This is a genomic window from Sorangium sp. So ce590 (assembly GCF_051521365.1).
Taxonomy (GTDB): domain Bacteria; phylum Myxococcota_A; class Polyangia; order Polyangiales; family Polyangiaceae; genus Sorangium.
The window spans coordinates 6,870,560-6,889,562 of record NZ_CP150346.1 but is presented as its reverse complement, the minus strand read 5'-3'; the positions used below and the strand labels follow the sequence as shown (position 1 = coordinate 6,889,562).

Sequence of the window (19,003 nt, the reverse complement as noted above, 5' to 3'; positions counted from 1 at the left end):
TCTGGTGACACCTGTATGAACGGAGCGGAGAGCCCGCACGACGACGTCGTCGTCGTCGGAGGCGGCCTGGCCGGTTGCGAGGCGGCGTACCAGCTCGCGCAGCGCGGGCTGCGCGTGCGCCTCGTCGAGATGAAGCCGCACAAGCGCACCCCCGCGCAGACGAGCGATCGGATGGCCGAGCTCGTGTGCTCGAACTCGCTGCGCGGCGCCGCGCTGAGCAACGCGGTGGGGCTGCTCAAGGAAGAGCTCCGGCGCGTGGGCTCGCTCGCCCTGCGATGCGCCGACGAGACCGCGGTGCCGGCCGGGGGCGCGCTGGCGGTCGACCGCGAGCGGTTCGCCGAGGCGATGACGCGGGCGATCGAGGCCCACCCGCGCATCGCCGTGGAGCGGCGGGAGGTGACGGAGATCCCCGAAGGGCGCCCCGTGATCCTCGCGACCGGGCCGCTCACGTCCGACGCCCTCGCGGCGAGCCTCGCCGCGGCCGTGGGCGCCGAGCACCTCGCCTACTACGACGCGATCGCGCCGATCGTCAGCGCCGACTCGATCGACTGGTCGCGCGTGTGGAAGCAGTCGCGCTACGGCAAGGGGGGCGCGCTCCGCGGCGAGCGAGCTGCGCCGCCGGAGGGGGCCGCGCCGCCGGAGCGCGCCGCGTCGCCGGAGGACGCGGCCGAGCGCCGCGATGACGCCGAGGCCGGCGACGAGGCGTACGTGAACTGCCCCTTCGACGAGGCGCAGTACAAGGCGTTCGTCCGGGCCCTCGTCGCGTCGGAGAAGGTGGAGGCCCGCGACTTCGAGGACGTGCGCTACTTCGAGGGGTGCTTGCCGTGCGAGGTGATGGCCGCGCGCGGCGAGCAGACCCTCTCCTTCGGGCCGATGAAGCCGGTCGGGCTCACCGATCCGCGCACCGGCAGGCGCCCGTACGCGGTGCTCCAGCTGCGCCCGGAGGACGAGGCGGCGACGGCGTACAACCTGGTCGGCTTCCAGACGCGCATGAAGTACGCCGAGCAGCTCCGGGTGTTCCGGATGGTGCCCGGCCTGGAGGAGGCCGAGTTCCTGCGCATGGGCTCCGTGCACCGGAACACCTTCGTCAACGCGCCGGCGCTCCTCGGCCCGGCGATGGAGCTCCGCGCGCTCCCGGGCGTGCACCTGGCCGGACAGATCGCGGGCGTCGAGGGCTACGTGGAGAGCGCCGCGGCCGGGTTCGTGTGCGCGCTCCTCCTCGCGCAGCAGCTGCGGAACGAGCCGCTCCGGCCGCCGCCGCCCACGACGGCGCTCGGCGGCATCCTCACGCACCTCGGCCGGACGCAGCCGTCGTACCAGCCGTCGAACATCACCTGGGCGCACATCGCGCCGCTGGATCCCGCGAGCGGCAGGCTGCGCAAGCGCGCGCGCTACGAGGCGATGGCCGAGCGCGCCCTCCGCGACCTCGACGCATGGTGGGCAGCGGGCTGACGGGCGGCCCCGGCGGGCCATGACGCCGCGCGCCAGCGACGCGCCAATCGTGCGCGGGCTGCCCGCCACGCGCGGGCTTGGATACCCTGGCGGTGGTGCGCTGCGCGCCGCCCGCGCGCTCCGGGAGCCGCGCGCGCGGACCCGCGCCCATGGAGGTAGCCGATGAAACTTCGCTTGTTCTCGCTCCTTGCGCTCGCCGTTCCTTTCGCGACGCTCCTGCCGCCGCGCGAGGCGCTCGCCTGCGGTGGGTGCTTCGCCCCGACGACCGAGACCACGGTCGTCAACGCGCACCGGATGGTCCTCTCCTTGTCGCCCGTCCAGTCGGTGCTCTGGGATCAGATCCAGTACGCCGGCGATCCGAGCGAGTTCGCCTGGGTGCTCCCGGTGAAGCCCGGGGCGACCATCGAGGTCGGCTCGGACGCCTGGTTCGAGACGCTCGACGCGGCCACGTCGGTCCGCATCACCCCGCCCAACTCCATGTGCGCCTCGAGCGGGGGGGGCTGCGGCGCGCTGGGCAGCAGCGATTCGGCAGGTTTCGCGGATGGGGCGTTCGGCGGCGAGCAGGTCACGGTGGTCCACCGCGGCACCGTCGGCCCGTACGACACCGTGACGCTCGCGACCGACACACCCGGCGCGCTGAACAAGTGGCTGGAGGCGAACGGCTTCGGCGTCGACGCATCGACGCAGCCGGTCATCGACGCCTACGTCGAGGAGCGCTTCGACTTCATCGCCCTCAAGCTCCAGCCGGGCAAGGACGTGAAGGAGATGAAGCCGGTGCGGGTCGTCATGCCGGGGGCGAGCCCCACGCTCCCGCTCCGGATGGTCGCCGCCGGGACGGGCGCGAACGTCGCGATCACCCTCTTCACCATCAGCGAGGCGCGGCTCGCTCCAGAGGGGTTCGCGGCCGCGGCCGTCCCCCACGACCTCCTCGCGTGGGACTTCGCCTCGCAGGACTCGAACTACGGCGAGCTCCGCGAGAAGGCGCTCGCGGCGGCCGACGGCGGCCGCGCGTTCCTCACGCCCTACGCGCAGCAGGGCTCGCTGTTCTCGCGCGTGTCGAGCTCCGCGGCGCCGTTCGGCGTGCAGTACACGACGAGCGGCTCGACCACCCCGGTCGACACGATCGCCGCGGCGTTCGTCCAGCAGGGGCTCGCGAACGGCGAGGCCCAGGACTCCGCGTGCGCCGTGCGCTTCGCCGAGATCGCGATGGAGGGCCGCGTCGTGGCGAACCCGTGCCCCGCCGGCGTCCGGCTCGACGATCCGAGCTGCGGCGAGGTCGCCTCCGGACAGATCGACGCGCGCGAGCTCGCGTGCAGGCCGCTCGATCCGAGCGACCCCCCGCTCGACGACCTCGCGGTCGCGATGGTCGGCCTGCACCCGAAGGACGTCTGGCTCACGCGCCTCGAGGCGAACCTGCCGCGCGCGGCGCTCGACACGGACCTCGAGCTGATCCCCGCGAAGCAGGAGCGGGTCGACAACTGGATGCGCGCCCGCGTGAGCGTCCACGCCGAGGTGCTCTGCGGCGCGGCGCTCCCCCTCGTCGACGGCGACCGCGCCTCGCGGACGCGCGGGCAGGGCACGCTCGTGGGCATGACGCTCGGCGCCCTCGCCCTCGCGGCGGCGATCGCCCGCCGCGGCGCGCGCCGCTTCGCCTCCCGCCTGGCCTGACCGGCGCTCAGACGCCCGCGTCCCGCGCCCCCCCCCCCGCCGCGCGACGGGCAGGCCGTGGCCCTGCTCCGGAATGATGCTCGGATCGCCGTCCGCCTCCAGGATGGCCCAGCGCACCTGGGAGAGGTGCTCCAGCCCGCTCTTGTGCATCTCGGGCACGATCTCCTCCGGCTGGATGCGCTCGCGGTTGCACCCCTCTTCCAGGAGCCGACCCTTCGCGACAAGGACCGTGGGCGAGCCGTCGATGACCTTGGACGCCCGCGGGACGAGGTGCGTCAGGACCGACGTCAGGAACACGAGCACGAGCAGAGGGACACGCCCGCGAGCGCGTTCGCGAGCGACGCCTCGCGGATGAGGGCCTGAGAGACGATCTCCGGAATCAGCATGAGCGTGACGAGCTCGAAGGCAGACAGCGAGCTGAGCTCGCGCTTGCCGAGCACGCGGAACGCCACGGCGAGGAACACATAGACGACGGCGACGCGGGCTACGGTTTCCATGGCTGTCAGGGGAAGATAAAGGTGCGGAGCGGCACCTTGGCGCCGCGCTCCCCATCGCACGAGAGGGTTACGTTGCGCGAGGCGAGCCAAGAGTGATGTCGCGGTCAGCTCGCGGAGGAAAATGTAGAGCTGGGCTGCGCCGGAGAGGCATCTTACTCCGGCAGCGCAGTTGCGCCGCGGTCGAGCGTGGCAGTCTGCCACGTCGCGCGTCTGCTCCGTCGGACATCCCGCGCGATCGCGCGTTGGCGAGGTGGCACACGGGCTGCTTCAGCCGTTGTGGCGAGGGTATACGGGCCACCGCGGCAATCGAGCTGCAGCCGCTCGGCGTTCGGGATTCGACATGACCTGCTCGGTGCTGGCTTGTCCAGGCTCCAGGGCGAAGAGGCCGATGGGCGCTCCATCCACTACTGGACGGGCGGCGTCTACGACGACGTGGAGCTCATCACCGACGCGCCCAGGCCGCCCGCGGTCACCTACGAGCGCCGCTCGCGCGGCTGCGCCACGCGCTGTCGAGCTTGAGCCTCGACCTCCTGGAGCCGAGCCCCGCGGGCGTGCGCGAGCCCCGCGGGCGTGCGCGAGCTCCGCGGGCGTGCGCGAGCTCCGCGAGGGCGGGCGGCTCCAAGCCCTCGGGATCTAGGCTGTCCCCCCGGGAGCGCCGCGCGCCCCGGGAACGAGGAGGGGACGTCGCATCGTACGATGCTGGAACGCTGCAGCGGGCGCGCCCGTGCGGACCGACGCGTGATGACGACCTGCGCGTGGAAGGAGGAGGTTGACTGCTACCGCGGGCCCAAGGGATCCGCGAGCTCCGGGCCCGCTCTTTACGCCGCGCGCCCCGGTTGCCCCTGGACCACCTTGTCCACCCAGCTCCGGTAGAACGCCCTGTACTTCAAGACCAGCTGGTCGTACTTGATGTACGCCCCTCCGCCGTTCGACTTCATCGCGTTCCAGATCGCGACGTCGTACCCGGCCGCGACCTTCGTCTGCATGCCGAAGAGGACGTAGTTGGCGGCGTTCCGCAGGAGGCTGCTGTCCTTCTTGATCGTGATCAGGACGTGCAGCCTGGTCTCGTCCTTGTCCACCGGCGTGACGCACTGGAGCAGCTTGTACTTCTCCTCGTCATCGATGAGGACCGTCATGATGCACCCGCCGGGGTAGCCGTCGAACCGGAGGCTCATCTTGCTCATCTGGAGCCCCACCAGGCGGGAGACGACGCCCATGAGCCCGAAGTACCTGTCGACGTGGAACTCCATGACCCCGCCGAACCACGCGCCTGATTGGGCCAGCGCCTCGACGTCCAGCTTCGACTGGCGATGGTCGTCGAGCGCGCCTAGCGAGAAGGCGGAGACCGGCAGCTCGTGCACCGGGGCTGCGTGCTGCGCATCGTAGAAGTTCTCCACGATCCTGAGCACCGACGTCTTCGTCTCGTAAGCGAACCTCAGGCACATGTAGCCGTCCTGATCGCCCTCGTCGGCGCCCGGCAGCTCCGGCAGGGGGAACAGAGGTGTCGCCGTACCATACCAGACCCAGATGTACCCGTACCGCTCGCAGGTGGCGTAGGTCGACTGGCGTGCGGTGCGAGGGATCGGCTCGAGCCTGCGGACCGAGGTGCTGTGCCCAGGGATGAGCACGCACGCGCCCGCGTTGTCGAACCGCCAGTGGTGGAACGGGCACTGGATGCAGCCGTCCACCACCTTGCCCTCGGCGAGGCTCGCGCCCTGGTGCGAGCAGTGGCGGTGCATGACCACGGGGCGACCCGATCCGTCGCGCCATGCGACCAGCAGCTGGCCGAACATCTTGAGCGCTGCGGGCTCCTTCTTCAGATCCGTGGACCGCATCGCGACGTACCAGCTCGCAGCGAGGTCCGTGGTCGCGTACTCCGCTCTGGAAGTCGGTTTGTCGCGGTGTTGCTCGATTTCAGCGATGTCGATCATCTCCAAGCTCCTCGGCGGCCGAGACGGTGTTGTGAAGTCGAGAGGGCCTGCGAGCGCTCACCTCATGACCATCTCCACCCGGGCCTGTACGTAGGACCTGAGCAGAGAGAGCATGGGGCTGTCGAAGTACCTCTTGACCTCGGGGGGCGCCGCGGTCTGGGTCCAGTGGAACAGGCGCGCGGCGGGGAGCAGGCTGTACTTGGAGTGGTTGACGTATCTTTTGGCGCCGGTGACGCAGTAGCCGAAGCTGAAGAGCGGCCGGGCGAAGTCGGCCTGGTCGATCATGCGGTGAATGTTCGCCGCGGCGTCCGCGGACGATTTACGCTTCTCGGCCACGGCCTCGACCTCCGCCTTGGCGTCGTTGAACAGCCGGTGGTAGCCTTCCATGTCGGCGCACAGGTAGCCAAGGTAGGGCGGGTTGTCGTCCAGGTGGTCCAGGTGGTCCTCGTTCCGCGTCTTGTTGAACTTGGCGTGCGCCTGGATCAGCCGGAACTGCCCCAGGATGGTACCGACGGCCCACAGGCGATGGAAGGCATCCCAGAGCGGGAAGTCGGAGAACGCCGTGTAGCAGCAGCTCACGAAGTCGTCGTTGTGCGTGAGCAGCGCCTGCTGCAGGCGGTCGATGTACTCGAAGCGCTCCGGAGAGAAGTCATCGTCCCGGAGCGCCCTGATGAGGCGCGCCGCGAGGGCGTGGATCGTGACGGCGGTGTTCTCGAGCCCGCGCGAGAAGAGCGGATCGATGAAGCCCGCCGCGTGGAGCATGAGGCAGTAGCGGTCTCCCACGGTGCGCGTCGAGGAGTACTGCAGCCGGTCCGTCTTGACCCACTCGCGCACGGGCTTCGCCTCCTTGAACTGCGCCGCGATGCTCGGGAAGCGCGCGAGGAACTCGTCGAACTCCTGCTGCGCCGGGATGTCCGTCTTCGGGTGGATACGAGGGTCGAACTGCAGGCCCACGCTCACGAGCTCGTTCGTGGACCAGGGGTGGTTGTTGAACGGGATCACCCACAGCCAGCCGCCATGGAACATGTGGTGCAAGGTGCCCTCGTGCCACCTCCAGCGCTGCCCCTTGGCCCTGAAGATCTCATCGAACGGCCTGACGCCCACCATGTGCGTGTACAGAGAGCGCGAGTGCGTCTTGTACCGGCAGGGGTTCTCCCGGAGCCCGAACTTGGCCGCGAGCGGCGCCCTGGGACCGCCGCAGTCGATCATGTATCGACCCGTGAGGCGCTCGCCCTGAGACGTGGTCACCGCGACGCCGGTCTTGTCGGCCTCGTAGTCCGTGATCGTGGTCCGCTGGCGGACGGTGCAGCCGTACCGGATCGCGGCGTTCATGAGGTACGCGTCGACGTCCTGCCGGAAGTAATGGCTCTCGGGGCCCCACGGCAGCTCCGGGATGATGCACTGAGTGAACTCCGTCGGGTCGTGCTCCTGGCCGGGCTTGTGGAACACGAAGCCGAAATTCCTCTTGATGCCCGTGCTGGAGGCGACCTTCTTCGAGGTCGTATAGAACGAGGTGATCGTCTTGATCTCGGGCACCCCATAGCGGTCCGCGATGATCCTGTTCATCAACGAGGTCTCGGGGATGCTGGACTCTCCGATGGTGAACCGCGGGTGGGACGACTCCTCGACGATCAGCACGCGGAAGCCTTGCCGGGCGAGGATCGCGCCCATCTGCGTGCCCGACATCCCCGAGCCAAGGATGATCACGTCGAAATGATTGCTCTTGCCGTTGGCCTTGTGGTCACGATGTTGCATCGAAAGAGGTTCTCCTGTCGTGGTTCGGTGAGAGTGCTCGTCGTGGTGCCGCTGGGGTCGTGAGGCAGGCGGGTCGAGCGTCTCGCTCGATCCGCGGTCGTCTCACGATCTGCGCAGCACGACAGAGAGGCGCGACCGAGCGTCGCGCGTGAGCGTGAGGAGCTCGCTGAGCAAGGTGGGCGCGTAACCTCCGCTGCCGACCACGTGCACCTCCTCGCCGGCTCGGTAGGCCTCCTCCGCCATCCGGAGGTGGGGCGCGCGGAAGCGCGTCAGGAGATCGAAGATCTTGTCCAGCGACCGCAAGCCATTCCGGACGATGTCAGACTCCGCCCCTGCCGCGCTCGCCTCCTCCAGCACTCGGTCGAGCAGCGGCGCTCGACCGTCGAACCGCGCGTAGATGTCCCGCAGCTGAGGGAGGATGTAAGGCAAGTACGTCTGCTTGTAATCGATGTATGGCTGGTACTCCGAGCGCGAGCCCCACAGGATATGGTCGAACAGGAAGAGCGGCATCTCGACCGCGCCGGGGCCCAGGTACTCTCTGCCTCCGACGCGGATGGGATCGTAGAATGGCCTGAGCTCGTGGATGAAGACGCTGGGCGAAATGTTCCGCCGAGCGTAGACGATGGACTCCACCATCTTCTGGAGGTTGTCCGTGATGTCATCGCACGTCGCGGCGAACGCGCTCGATCGGACGGATACATCGGATAGCACGACGGTGCGATGAATGGCGGACTCCAGCGCGGCCATCGATATCCGGACGCTCTCGAGGAGGTGGACCTCGTCACGAGAGCAGGTGTACGTCCTCTCCACGTGATCGCCGGGAGGGTTCCAGACGGTCACGTGCAGAAGGGTCTCTCGCGGGGGCAAGCCGGTGGCCTGGGCCAGATCCAGGAGGAGCGGCTCCAGACCAGGCATCGCCTCGACGGGCTCGTGCCCGTGCCTCTTGAGGGAACCCAGAAAGAAGCCGATGTCGCGCATGGCGGCCGCGGCGTCCGCGAAGTCGTACGCCTTGACCTGCTCCCGGCGCGGAAGGATGTCTCGCAGGTGATGCAAGATGCCCCCCACGTCCTTCTCCTGGTTCAACATCCGCAGCCGCAGCACCGTGGCGGTCGCGTTCAGGGGATTGCGTGCCGCGATCGCGGCGTGCAGCGAAGCGAAATTGTTGCCCGGTTCCATAGCGGTACACTGGGAGCGGCTGGGGGCACGATTACGCGAGCGAGGACGGCTCGGTCGGGTGAGGCTGACGGAGCGTGCCCACCCTCCCGCCTTGCAGCGCCTGAAGGTACTCGTAGTTTGTGGGCAGGCTGGACTTCAGCTGCTCGGAGCGGAGCTTGATCTCGCGGAACATCGCCTCCGCCTTGTCGATGGAGGACTGCCGGTAACGAATCACAGGCAGCACGCGCTCCGGCTGGCACCCCATGCCGGAGAGGATGCAATAGTAGTTTCCGTCCTGCCAGAAATTCCTGAATTCGTAGTCGAAGTTGTCGTAGTAGCTGGATTCTTCGAGGTTCGTCGCTGTTACCACAAGGCCGGCATTGTACCGTTCCATCTTCTCCTTGATGGAGTCGGAGATCCGCAACTCGTGCTGGTTCGCGCGCCAGAACGGCGTGTCGTCCCGCGACGTTGTGAAATAGTGGGCCTGGATGAAGTCCCGGCAGTCGTCGAACATGTACGCGATTTCTTTGTTGAAGCTGTCGATCTGACGCTGATCGAACGACGTGTCCGGGAAGTGCTTCACCAGCTGGTGCAGCGCCGCGTAGATGAAGTAGATGCCCGTCGACTCGAGCGGCTCCAGGAAGAACGACGAGAGGCCGATGCCGACGCAGTTCTTGACCCAGCTCCTCGCGTTCCGCCCGACCCTGAACTTGATTTGGTTCAGCGGGTGGCTCTCCGATAGCCCCCAGAGCGCCCTGAAGTCGGCGGTGGCCTGCTCGCGCGACGTGAATTTGCTCGAGAACACGTACCCGCTCCCGAACCTGCCGAGCATCGGGATCTTCCACGTCCACCCGGCGTTCATCGCGATGGCGGACGTGTACGGCTCCACCCCTAACTGCGCGTCATCGTTCGGAACCGCGCTCGCCACAGCGCTGTCACAAAGCAGGTGGTCGGACATGTCGAGGAAGGGCTCGTTCAGCGTCTTGTTGATGAGGAGGCTCCGGAAGCCCGAGCAGTCGATGTAGAGGTCGGCGCGCAGCGTCCGCCCCTCCTTCGTGGACACGCTGGCGATGTGCCCCCTGGCGTCGAGGGTCGCGTCGACCATGTCGTCGACGATGTGCGTGACCCCTCGCTCGATCGACCAATGCTTCAGGTAGTCGGCGACGAGGTTCGCGTCGAAGTGCCAGGCGTAGTACATCTGCCTCGTGCCGTCGAGCAGGCACGGGGCGCGCTTCGCGTCCAGGGCCTCCGGCTGCGGATAGCAGGCGTACGCCATGGGCTCGGTGAAACCCTCCTTGTGCTTCCTCACCCAGTAGTGCGCGAGCGGGATGCCGTCGCAGGCCGGCAAATTGCCGAACAGATGGTAGAAGGCGTTCTCGCGCCCCGGTTCCGGCGTCTTCTTCCAGTTGACGAATTTTATTCCCGTCTTGAAGGCGCCGTTGACGTGCTTCATCCATTGTCGCTCGGGGATGCCGAGGTAATCGAAGAAAGCCTTCTGAAGATTCGGTATGGTCGCCTCGCCGACCCCGATCTTGGGTATGGACTTGGATTCAACCAGGGTGATCTTCACTTTGTGCTGCAGGGCCTTGGAAAGATACGAGGCAGCCATCCAGCCCGCAGTTCCACCGCCCAGAATGACGATGCTCTCGATCAGGTCGCTCATGATCGCTCCTTTGCCTCAGCAATGAAGGCCAGCGCCCCGCGGACGCGCGCGATGATTCCACCGGCCTGCGCAGGACGATGTAATGTTTTTTACGCTTCGAGCGCGGCGCACACATCCCGTGCGTGCCGGACGAGCTCAGCATTGTTAGCATTTAAAGTTATCCGAACAAGACAAATGGTCGTGTCCTGTACGGAACGCCATAATCATGTCCTGTACGGAACGCCATAATCATGTCCTGTACGGAACGCCATAATCATGTCATGGCGTGGAATAAGCCCGCGTTCGCAGGAATTTGACGACTGCTAACGGGATGCTTGAGCGCGAATTGCTGCTGAGGTGTCGATTTACGGTTTGGATTGAACGGCGCAGGGGACGGCGCGCGCTTCGCGCGTGCTTGCCGCGCGCGCGGCAGCGGCAGGGAATCGGCGGCTCGCTGCGGCGCAGCCGGGCTGACCGCGAGGCATGAGCTCACCGCGCCGCAGGCCCCGCGGCGGGCTACTCACGACTGCTCAAGGAGCCCCCGCGGTGCGCTGCTCAGGTGGAAGTGGGCGTGTCCTGCAGCCACACGAAGGCCGAGGAGAGATCGTTGTAGAAGACGCGGTGTTCCCCGTCCCCGAACGCGATGCGTGACAGATAGGCGAGCCGCGCGTTGGGCACGACGATCGCGCGGCGTATGTGGCGATCCGCGATCTGGACGTCCAGGGCTTGCTGCGCGATCGCCAGATCCGCAGTCGGGTCGACCATCTCGAGCGTGTCGTACAGGATCTTGCTCCGCGCCGTGTCGCGCAGGAGCATCAGCACAGCGTCCTGGCAGCCACGGATGCTGTCCTCGGTCGGGCGGCCGCGCACGCGCACGACGATGATTTCTCCCACTAGCTCCACCCAGAAGCTGCCGTCGCTGTTCATCGTTTCATTTCTCCGTTCGTGCCAATCTTTATCTGGGGACACCCCGACAGCTCCCGGTGGTGCGATCGCTCCGCGGCCCGTTCAATAAGGCCCGTCACCGGGATGGAAGAGCCGCGCTCTCGCTCCACGTTTGCAGGAGCTTCCGCGCGCACTTCCAGCCACGCCGATGACGCTCCCCCTCCCGAGAGCGCGGCAGTCCGGCCCCCACATGCCCCTACCTCTGATGCTCGTCCCGCTAAGGGAATGATAAACAAGGCGCTTGTGCAAGACAGAACACGGCGCGCCTGGAGGGCGGACAATACGGTATTGGTCCGAAATGTCCACCAGCTAACGAACTGGGAGAACAAACTTCAGAATGGCGTAGGCTGAATTTGGCGTGTCCCTAGGGAATTTCCTGGTTGCGTGGGCCTGCGTTGATCGGTCCAGGAAGCGGGGCATAGCTCCGGCTGCCAGGGCGCGATCGTTGGCTTTGCGGGGCGCCCTGCGTGCCTCCGCTGCTATCGACTCCTGGCTCCTGGCGCGGCGCGGGAGCTTCACGATGGGCGGTTCAGGCGCGGATCAGGGCGCCTCGGAGCCCGGCGCCTCCGGCGCGTCGTCGGCCGGGGCGTCCTCGACAGGCGCTGGCGGTATTTCCTCTGTGGCTGACGAGGGAGCGCCCGCGTCGCCCTGGACCGAGGCGCCCTGGAGCGCGCCGGCGTCCTCGTCCTCCCTGATGTGGGTCGAGGCGTCGGCGGGGGGCGGGCAGGCCGCGTTCCCGGCCTCGATCCCCGCGGCGGAGCAGGACGGGCCGCCGTCCAGTGCCGTCAAGCCGCCGGCAGCGATCCTCTGCGCTGGCACCACCGGCGCCTCCGCCCCCTCCGCCCCCGCGTCGGCCGCTGGCAGCTCCGGCAGGGCGGCGGGCACCCGAACAGGCTGCTTTGTCTCGGCGACGGCGGTCGGCGCCGCTGACGGAGCGGCCTTGCTGGCGCGCGCCGGCGCAGCAGGAGAGGGCGAGACCGCCGGCGGCGGCACCACGGCGACCCCGCGCGCCATGCTGGCCGCGAGCGAGCTCGCCCCGGCCGGCGGGCGCGGCGGCTCGGCCCCGGATGCCCCGGCGAACGGCGCCGTCGCGAGCGCGCCCGGCGCGACCTGCACCGGGCTCAGCGGAGCGTCCCCCACGCCCACGATCGGCGCCACGCTCCACGCCGTCGCCCCCGCCATCAGCACGAACCCCGCGGCCGCCGCTCGGCGCAGCGGGAAGCGCTGCCGCCACGGCGGTCGCCGCGCCGGCGCCGACGCTTCGCGCAGGTTCACCGCCACCGTCGCCTCGGACCACGCGCGTTCGCCGCTCTCCTCTATCCGCCGGCGCGCCGCCTCCGCCGGCGCGCTGCGCGCGGACGCGAAGGAGGAGCCCTGCTCCGGCGCCTCGTCGGCGCGGCGCGAGTGCAGCGTCGGCGCAGCGCTCACCACCATCGACCGCGGCGATTGCGCGGGGAGCTGGCTCGCCCGCTCGTCCAGCCACTGCGCGCGGAGCGACGCGCCGGACACGTCCTCCGAGACACCCCGCGAGAGGAGCCACGTCGCGAGCGCGACGCCGAGCTCACGCATGCTCCCCCAGCGATCCGCCGGAGCCTTGCGCAGCCCGCGCTCGATGAGCGACCACAGCGCCGGGTCCGTGCCGCACCGCTCGACGAGCGACGGCACCGGATCCTGGATGACCGCCCGAAGCGTCCCGAATCCCTGCTCCCCGGCATAGGGCGTCTCGCCCGCGATCGACTCGTACAGCATCGTGCAGAGCGCCCAGATGTCCGCGCGATGATCGATGCGGCCCTGTCCCAGCGCCTGCTCGGGCGGCATGTACTGCGGGGTCCCGATCACGGCCGCGCCCGTCGAGCCGGACTCGGGCTCGGTCCACGTCACCTTCGCGATCCCGAAATCGACGACCTTCGGATGGATCCTCCCGTCGCCCTGTGCCGCGAGCATCACGTTGTCCGGCTTGAGGTCCCGGTGGACGACGCCGCGCTCGTGCGCCGCGTGCATCGCGCTCGCGACCGGCAGCAGGATCGCGAGCGCCGCCTCGGGCGAGAGCCGCTGCTCGCGGCAGAGCACGTCCCGGAGGGCCTCGCCCTCCAGGAGCTCCATCACGATGTACGGCGTGCCCTCCGCGGTCTTGCCGAGATCGAAGACGCGCACGATCCCCGGATGACTGAGCTTCGCCGCGGCCCGCGCCTCGCGCAGCAGGCGCTCCGCGATCGCAGGAGAGCGCATCTCCGGCCGCAGCACCTTGATGGCGACGTTGGCCTCGAGCGCCGTGTTCGCGGCGACCCAGACAGAGCCCATCGCCCCCTCTCCCGCCTTGCGCAGGAGCTGGTACTTGTCGCCCACCACCGTGCCGGCCTCGAAGCGCTCCCCTAAGGTGTGCTCGAGCCTCTGGGTCATGTTGCTCGACATGCGCTCTCCTGCCGCCTGCTTCGGCCATCCGCCGCCCACCACGTCACGCTTCGCCACGGGCCAAACCTGGAGCATCGCTCGTGCCAGGCGTTCCTCTCGGGGAGCGCCTGAAATGCCGCGCGGGGCCGTCAGCGGCGGCGCGACCGTGCGAGGCAAGTTGCCACGCGCCGAGCAGCGCCCCGGCAGCACGCGAGCCCCGCCCCGCGAGCCGACTAGATGAAGCTGTCATAAGGACGTCGCTGCGCGCTCTCGCTCCGGACGTTCTCGGCGCCGGAATACTCGAGGATCATCTCCAGGATCTCAGCGTCTCGCCCCGAGGTCGCATGAACGCCCACAAGGATCACTCCTTGCCGCAGGCCGCTCTCGTAGATGCGCGCGCGGTGCTCGGGGATTCCAGCGCTGACGAGCGCACCGACGAGACCGCCGGCCGCGCCGCCCGCCTCCGCGAGCGCTGCCTCGATGGGGCCCGCCACGACGAGCCCCAGGCCAGGGAACGCCACGCTCGCGCCGACCCCCGCGAACGCGGCGAAGGCCGCCCCCACCGCGCCGCCGACGTCCGCCATCGATCCGTTTCCGCCGTCGACAGGGGGGCTGCACGCAGCGTCGCTCATGACAAGGCTGATGGAATCGCGCTTGTATCCACAGCTCATGACGCGCTCAACCGCTCTCTCGGCGTCGAGCCGTGTCCTCACAAGACCGGTCACCAGCTTTGCCCTCACCTACGGCTCCTTTCCCGAAGAACGTCCTCGCCGGGCGCGTCCCCTCTCTGTACTCTGGAGTCCCACGCCGGCACAGCAGGCTCCGTGCCAGCAAAGAATGCCTCCAATGCGCGCTGTCCTGCGCCGTCGGCTGTGGACGGTCGGCGCGCGAGCCTGCGCAGAGACGCCACACTGGGGCGTCATTGCAGCCAAGACGAACCCGCGCGCGCTCGGACACGGTCGCGCGGCGGTGAGCCGGGGATGAAGCGAGCTCAGCGATGCAGCCAGATCCGGAGCAGCGCGAGCAGCTGCTCCGTGTCGACCGGCTTGGAGATGTAGTCTGTCGCGCCGGCCTCCAGGCATTTTTCGCGATCGCCCTTCATCGCCCTGGCCGTGACGGCGATGATCGGCAGCGTCTGGAAGGCGGGCCGATTCCGGATCGCCCGCATCGTGTCGTATCCGTCCATCTCCGGCATCATGATGTCCATGAGGACGACATCGATGCCGCTCGTCCTCTCCAGACGCTCGATGGCGGCCTTGCCCGTATCGGCGGCGAGCGTGGTCATCCCGTGGCTCTCGAGGACGGTCTTCAGCGCGTAGATGTTGCGGAAATCGTCGTCGACGATCAGCGCGAACTTGCCGGAGAGCGCGGCGGCCGACTCGTGGAGCTGCTCCACGATGAGCCGCTTCGGCTCGGGCAGATCCGAGATCCGGCGGTGCAGCGCGAGCGTGACCTCGTCGAGCAGGCGCTCCCTCGACTGGACGTGCTTCACGGGCAGCCGCTGCGCGAGGCGGCCGATCTGCACCTCGTCGTCCCCGGCGATATTGGCCGGTGTGTACACGATGGCCGTCAGATCGGCGAAGCGCCCGGCGCGGTCGAGGTGCTCGATGAGCTCGAAGCCGGGCATGTCGGGCAGGCGCAGCCCGAGGACGAGCGCGTCGCACGGCTCGCGCTCGAGCGCGGCGAGCGCCTCCTGGCCCGTCGTCACGCTGGTGATCGCGAGCCCCTCGTCCCCGAGCAGCTCGACCACGGGATCGCCCGATGCCCTGTCCGGCTCGACAACGAGCAGCCGGCGCCGCGGCGAGCTGACCAGCCCGTCGAGCCGCGCGAACGCCTCGTCGAGCGCCGTCCGGCTGCTGAGCGGCTTGATGAGGAGCCCCACCGCGCCCATCCGCCGCGCGCGGCTCCGCTCCTCCTCCGTCTCCGTCGTGATCACCTGGACCGGGACGTGCCGCGCCGACAGATCGCGCTTCAGGCAGTCGAGCACGCGCCAGCCGTCGATGTCGGGCAGGTTGATGTCCAGCGTGATCGCCGACGGCTTGAGCTCGCGCGCCAGCGAGAGCCCCGTCGCGCCGCGGACGGCGACGACCGCCTTGAAGCCGTGCTCTCGCACGACGTCCACGAGGAAACGGGCGAACGCTGTGTCGTTCTCCACGATCACGATCGCGCGGTCGCCGGGGCGGACGGTCTCGCTGTCGTCGATGATCTGCGTGTCCGCGACCGTGGCCATGCGCTCCGAGGGCCAGCTGCTGTGGACGGTTTCGCCGAGGGCGGGCGGCGCGTCGAGGACGTACGCCGGTTGCCGCCGCGCGGCGCGCACGGGCCGGTAGGTGCGCGGCAGGTAGAGCGTGAACGTGCTGCCGCGGCCCGGCGCGCTGATGAGCGTGAGATCGCCGCCGAGCAACCGCGCGATCTTCCGGCTGATCGCGAGCCCGAGCCCGGTGCCCCCGTACTTGCGGCTCGTGCTCCCGTCCGCCTGCTGGAACGCCTCGAAGATGATCTGCTGTTTGTCCGGCGCGATCCCGATGCCCGTGTCGTGGACGGAGAGGGCGATCACCGCGTCGGCCCGGCTGAGCACATCGTTCTCACGGCTCCAGCCGTCGCGGGCCACTGTCACCTCCAGGATCACCCTGCCGCGCTCGGTGAACTTGAAGGCGTTGGACAGCAGGTTCTTGAGCACCTGCTGCAGCCGCTTCGCGTCGGTGAGCATCGAGGACGGCAGCATCGACGAGAAGGCGAGCTCGAAATCGACTTTCTTGGACTCGGCGACGTGCCGGAACGTACGTTGTACGTGATCGGACAGGTCCTTGAAGTTGATCTCGCCCACGTCGACGACGACGGTGCCCGACTCGATCTTCGAGAGGTCGAGGATGTCGTTGATGAGCGTCAGGAGATCGGTCCCCGACGCGTGGATCGTCTTCGCGAACTCGACCTGCCGCGGGGTGAGGTTCTGGTCGTTGTTCCTGGAGAGCTGGTCCGAGAGGATGAGGAGGCTGTTCAGCGGGGTCCTGAGCTCATGGGACATGTTGGCCATGAACTCCGACTTGTATTTCGACGTGAGGGCGAGCTGCCGCGCCTTCTCCTCGAGGGCCTGGCGGGCCTGCTCGACCTCGTGGTTCTTCCGCTCGACCTCGACGTTCTGCTCGGCCAGCAGGCGCGCCTTCTCGCCGAGCGCGGCGTTCGTCTCCTGGAGCTCCTCCTGCTGGCTCTGGAGCTCGCGCGCCAGCGACTGGGACTGCTTGAGCAGGTCCTCGGTGCGCATGTTGGCCTCGATCGTGTTGAGCACGATGCCGATCGACTCGGTGAGCTGGCCGAGGAACGCCTGGTGGGTCGGGCTGAAGCGCTCGAGCGAGGCGAGCTCGATGACGGCCTTCACCTCCCCCTCGAAGAGCACGGGCATCACGATGATGTTGACCGGGGGCGCCTCGCCGAGGCCGCTCGTGATCGTCATGTAGTCGGGCGGCGCGCTGACGAGGAGGATCTTCTTCTTCTCGAGCGCGCACTGCCCGACGAGCCCCTCGCCGAGCTTGAACTGGTTGTCGACGTGCTTGCGCTCCTTGAACGCGTAGCTCGCGAGCAGCTTCAGGACGGGCTCCTCCCGGGAGGAGTCCATGATGTAGAAGACGCCCTGCTGCGCCGCGACCACGGGGGCGAGCTCGGACAGGATGAGGCTGCCGACGGTGAGGAGCGCCTTCTGCCCCTGGAGCATGCGCGAGAACTTGGCGAGGTTGCTCGTGAGCCAGTCCTGCTCGCTGTTCTTCAGCGTCGTGTCCTTGAGGTTGCGGAGCATCTCATTGATGTTGTCCTTCAGCGCCGCGACCTCGCCCTGCGCCTCGACCTTGATCGACCGGGTGAGGTCGCCCTTGGTCACGGCGGTGGCGACCTCGGCGATCGCGCGCACCTGCGTGGTGAGGTTCGCCGCGAGCTGGTTCACGTTGTCAGTGAGGTCCTTCCAGGTGCCGGCCGCGCCGGGCACGCTCGCCTGCCCGCCGAGCTTGCCCTCGACCCCGACCTCGCGCGCCATCGTCGTCACCGGATCCGCGAACGTCGCGAGCTTCTCGATCATGCCGTTGATCGTGTCCGCGAGCGCGGCGATCTCGCCCTTCGCGTCGACGATCAGCTTGCGCTTGAGATCGCCGTTGGCGACCGCGGTCACGACCTTGGCGATGCCGCGGACCTGGCTCGTCAGGTTGCCGGCCATCGAGTTCACGTTGTCGGTGAGGTCCTTCCAGGTTCCGGCGACGCCGCGGACGTCGGCCTGCCCGCCGAGCTTGCCCTCGGTGCCGACCTCGCGCGCGACGCGGGTGACCTCGGCCGCGAGAGCGCTCAGCTGATCGACCATCGTGTTGATGGCGTCCTTGAGCTCGAGGATCTCGTCCTTGACGTCGACGGTGATCTTCTTGGAGAGGTCGCCCTTCGCGACGGCGGTGGTGACGGTCGCGATGTTGCGCACCTGCGCCGTGAGGTTCGATGCCATCGAGTTCACGTTGTCGGTGAGGTCCTTCCAGGTGCCGGCGACGCCGCGGACGTCGGCCTGCCCGCCGAGCTTGCCCTCGGTGCCGACCTCGCGCGCGACGCGGGTGACCTCCGAGGCGAAGGAGTTGAGCTGATCGACCATCGTGTTGATGGTGTTCTTGAGCTCGAGGATCTCGCCCTTGACGTCGACGGTGATCTTCTTGGAAAGGTCGCCGTTGGCGACGGCGGTGGTGACGGTCGCGATGTTGCGCACCTGGGCGGTGAGGTTGCCGGCCATCGAGTTCACGTTGTCGGTGAGGTCCTTCCAGGTGCCGGCGACGCCGCGGACGTCGGCCTGTCCGCCGAGCTTGCCCTCGGTGCCGACCTCGCGCGCGACGCGGGTGACCTCGGACGCGAAGGAGCCGAGTTGCTCGACCATCGTGTTGACGGTCTTGGCCGTCCGGAGGAACTCGCCGTCGAGCGGCCTGCCGTCGACCTCCAGGGCCATGACCTGCGAGAGATCGCCCTTGGCGACGGCCCCGATGACGCGCGCCGTCTCGGCGGTGGGGTGGACGAGATCGCCGATCAGCGCGTTGATGCACGCGACCTCGTCGGCCCACGCGCCGTTCACCTCGCCGATGAAGGCGCGCTGCGAGAGCTTGCCCTCCTTGCCGACCACGCGGCTCAGGCGGTCGAGCTCCTTCGCCATCCGGTCGTTGAGCTCGACGACATCGTTGAACGTGTCCGCGATCTTTCCGTCGAGCCCGATCCAGTCGACGGGCAGCCGCACCGAGAAATCGCCCTTCTTGAGGCTCATCAGCGAGGTCAGCAGCGCCCGCCGGTCGAGCCTGTCGCGCTCGATGGGCGGGCTCACCGCCGCGGGGGCCTTTGTCGCGCGTGCGGCGCCGTGCAACCCCTCGCCGGACACGCCCTTCTTGCTCTTGCCACTGCCAGCTTTCGCTTTCCGGGCCTTGCCGAGGTCGCCTCGCTGCTCCATGCCGCTGTTCTCCTGGCCCTGCCTTGCGGGCAGGGCCAATCTGTCAAGGGAAACGAGAGCGCGCCTGGGCCGCGGAGGGACCCCGGAGCGCCTGAAGCGGTGGGACCCGGCGCCC

General features: G+C 68.6%; 12 protein-coding genes and 1 pseudogene. 3 read left to right on the top strand and 10 right to left on the bottom strand.

Annotation, left to right across the window (positions count from 1 at the left end):
* The first annotated feature begins 15 nt into the window (after positions 1 to 15).
* Together trmFO and WMF28_RS25645 are read left to right on the top strand one after the other, a co-directional pair.
* On the top strand, positions 16 to 1,452 hold the full coding sequence (trmFO, locus tag WMF28_RS25650) for a methylenetetrahydrofolate--tRNA-(uracil(54)-C(5))-methyltransferase (FADH(2)-oxidizing) TrmFO (RefSeq protein WP_437595944.1): 1,437 nt from the start codon (positions 16 to 18) through the stop codon (positions 1,450 to 1,452).
* A 162-nt stretch (positions 1,453 to 1,614) separates the two neighbouring features.
* On the top strand, positions 1,615 to 3,120 hold the full coding sequence (locus WMF28_RS25645) for a DUF2330 domain-containing protein (RefSeq protein ID WP_437595943.1): 1,506 nt from the start codon (positions 1,615 to 1,617) through the stop codon (positions 3,118 to 3,120).
* Positions 3,121 to 3,192: 72 nt separating this feature from the next.
* Here the strand turns inward: WMF28_RS25645 and WMF28_RS25640 are convergent.
* Together WMF28_RS25640 and WMF28_RS25635 are read right to left on the bottom strand one after the other, a co-directional pair.
* Positions 3,193 to 3,417 (bottom strand): annotated as a pseudogene (locus WMF28_RS25640) (YetF domain-containing protein); the annotation flags it as partial.
* A complete protein-coding gene (locus WMF28_RS25635) occupies positions 3,408 to 3,617 on the bottom strand; it encodes a hypothetical protein (protein ID WP_437595942.1) in 210 nt (69 codons plus the stop codon). The pseudogene WMF28_RS25640 and the gene WMF28_RS25635, both read right to left, overlap by 10 nt.
* Before the next feature lie 360 nt (positions 3,618 to 3,977).
* Here WMF28_RS25635 and WMF28_RS25630 point away from each other — a divergent pair, with 360 nt between their 5' ends.
* Positions 3,978 to 4,136 (top strand): hypothetical protein, encoded by a 159-nt coding sequence (locus WMF28_RS25630; protein ID WP_437595941.1) that lies wholly within the window; start codon positions 3,978 to 3,980, stop codon positions 4,134 to 4,136.
* 299 nt (positions 4,137 to 4,435) lie between these two features.
* Here the strand turns inward: WMF28_RS25630 and WMF28_RS25625 are convergent, their stop codons facing one another.
* From WMF28_RS25625 to WMF28_RS25590, 8 genes are all read right to left on the bottom strand, one after another.
* On the bottom strand, positions 4,436 to 5,548 hold the full coding sequence (locus tag WMF28_RS25625) for a Rieske 2Fe-2S domain-containing protein (RefSeq protein WP_437595940.1): 1,113 nt from the start codon (positions 5,546 to 5,548) through the stop codon (positions 4,436 to 4,438).
* Positions 5,549 to 5,605: 57 nt separating this feature from the next.
* Complete coding sequence (locus WMF28_RS25620) at positions 5,606 to 7,303, bottom strand: NAD(P)/FAD-dependent oxidoreductase (RefSeq protein WP_437595939.1); 1,698 nt, start codon at positions 7,301 to 7,303, stop codon at positions 5,606 to 5,608.
* Positions 7,304 to 7,405: 102 nt separating this feature from the next.
* Complete coding sequence (locus WMF28_RS25615) at positions 7,406 to 8,479, bottom strand: monodechloroaminopyrrolnitrin synthase PrnB family protein (RefSeq protein ID WP_437595938.1); 1,074 nt, start codon at positions 8,477 to 8,479, stop codon at positions 7,406 to 7,408.
* A 31-nt stretch (positions 8,480 to 8,510) separates the two neighbouring features.
* A complete protein-coding gene (locus WMF28_RS25610; RefSeq protein WP_437595937.1) occupies positions 8,511 to 10,121 on the bottom strand; it encodes a tryptophan halogenase family protein in 1,611 nt (536 codons plus the stop codon).
* Positions 10,122 to 10,655: 534 nt separating this feature from the next.
* Positions 10,656 to 11,027 carry an STAS/SEC14 domain-containing protein gene (locus WMF28_RS25605; RefSeq protein WP_437595936.1) on the bottom strand — a complete coding sequence of 124 codons (372 nt, stop codon included), beginning with the start codon at positions 11,025 to 11,027 and terminating at the stop codon, positions 10,656 to 10,658.
* 558 nt (positions 11,028 to 11,585) lie between these two features.
* A complete protein-coding gene (locus tag WMF28_RS25600) occupies positions 11,586 to 13,394 on the bottom strand; it encodes a protein kinase domain-containing protein (protein ID WP_437595935.1) in 1,809 nt (602 codons plus the stop codon).
* 275 nt (positions 13,395 to 13,669) lie between these two features.
* Positions 13,670 to 14,107 carry a hypothetical protein gene (locus WMF28_RS25595; RefSeq protein ID WP_437595934.1) on the bottom strand — a complete coding sequence of 146 codons (438 nt, stop codon included), beginning with the start codon at positions 14,105 to 14,107 and terminating at the stop codon, positions 13,670 to 13,672.
* 320 nt (positions 14,108 to 14,427) lie between these two features.
* On the bottom strand, positions 14,428 to 18,888 hold the full coding sequence (locus WMF28_RS25590) for a response regulator (protein ID WP_437595933.1): 4,461 nt from the start codon (positions 18,886 to 18,888) through the stop codon (positions 14,428 to 14,430).
* Positions 18,889 to 19,003: the final 115 nt, after the last annotated feature.

Excerpts from the sequence above, each read along its gene's own strand:
- WMF28_RS25605 (WP_437595936.1), bottom strand. The coding sequence starts at position 11,027 with ATGAACAGCGACGGCAGCTTCTGGGTGGAGCTAGTGGGAGAAATCATC.
- WMF28_RS25610 (WP_437595937.1), bottom strand. The coding sequence starts at position 10,121 with ATGAGCGACCTGATCGAGAGCATCGTCATTCTGGGCGGTGGAACTGCG.
- WMF28_RS25625 (WP_437595940.1), bottom strand. The coding sequence starts at position 5,548 with ATGATCGACATCGCTGAAATCGAGCAACACCGCGACAAACCGACTTCC.
- WMF28_RS25620 (WP_437595939.1), bottom strand. The coding sequence starts at position 7,303 with ATGCAACATCGTGACCACAAGGCCAACGGCAAGAGCAATCATTTCGAC.
- WMF28_RS25595 (WP_437595934.1), bottom strand. The coding sequence starts at position 14,107 with ATGAGCTGTGGATACAAGCGCGATTCCATCAGCCTTGTCATGAGCGAC.
- WMF28_RS25590 (WP_437595933.1), bottom strand. The coding sequence starts at position 18,888 with ATGGAGCAGCGAGGCGACCTCGGCAAGGCCCGGAAAGCGAAAGCTGGC.
- trmFO (WP_437595944.1), top strand. The coding sequence starts at position 16 with ATGAACGGAGCGGAGAGCCCGCACGACGACGTCGTCGTCGTCGGAGGC.
- WMF28_RS25645 (WP_437595943.1), top strand. The coding sequence starts at position 1,615 with ATGAAACTTCGCTTGTTCTCGCTCCTTGCGCTCGCCGTTCCTTTCGCG.
- WMF28_RS25615 (WP_437595938.1), bottom strand. The coding sequence starts at position 8,479 with ATGGAACCGGGCAACAATTTCGCTTCGCTGCACGCCGCGATCGCGGCA.
- WMF28_RS25635 (WP_437595942.1), bottom strand. The coding sequence starts at position 3,617 with ATGGAAACCGTAGCCCGCGTCGCCGTCGTCTATGTGTTCCTCGCCGTG.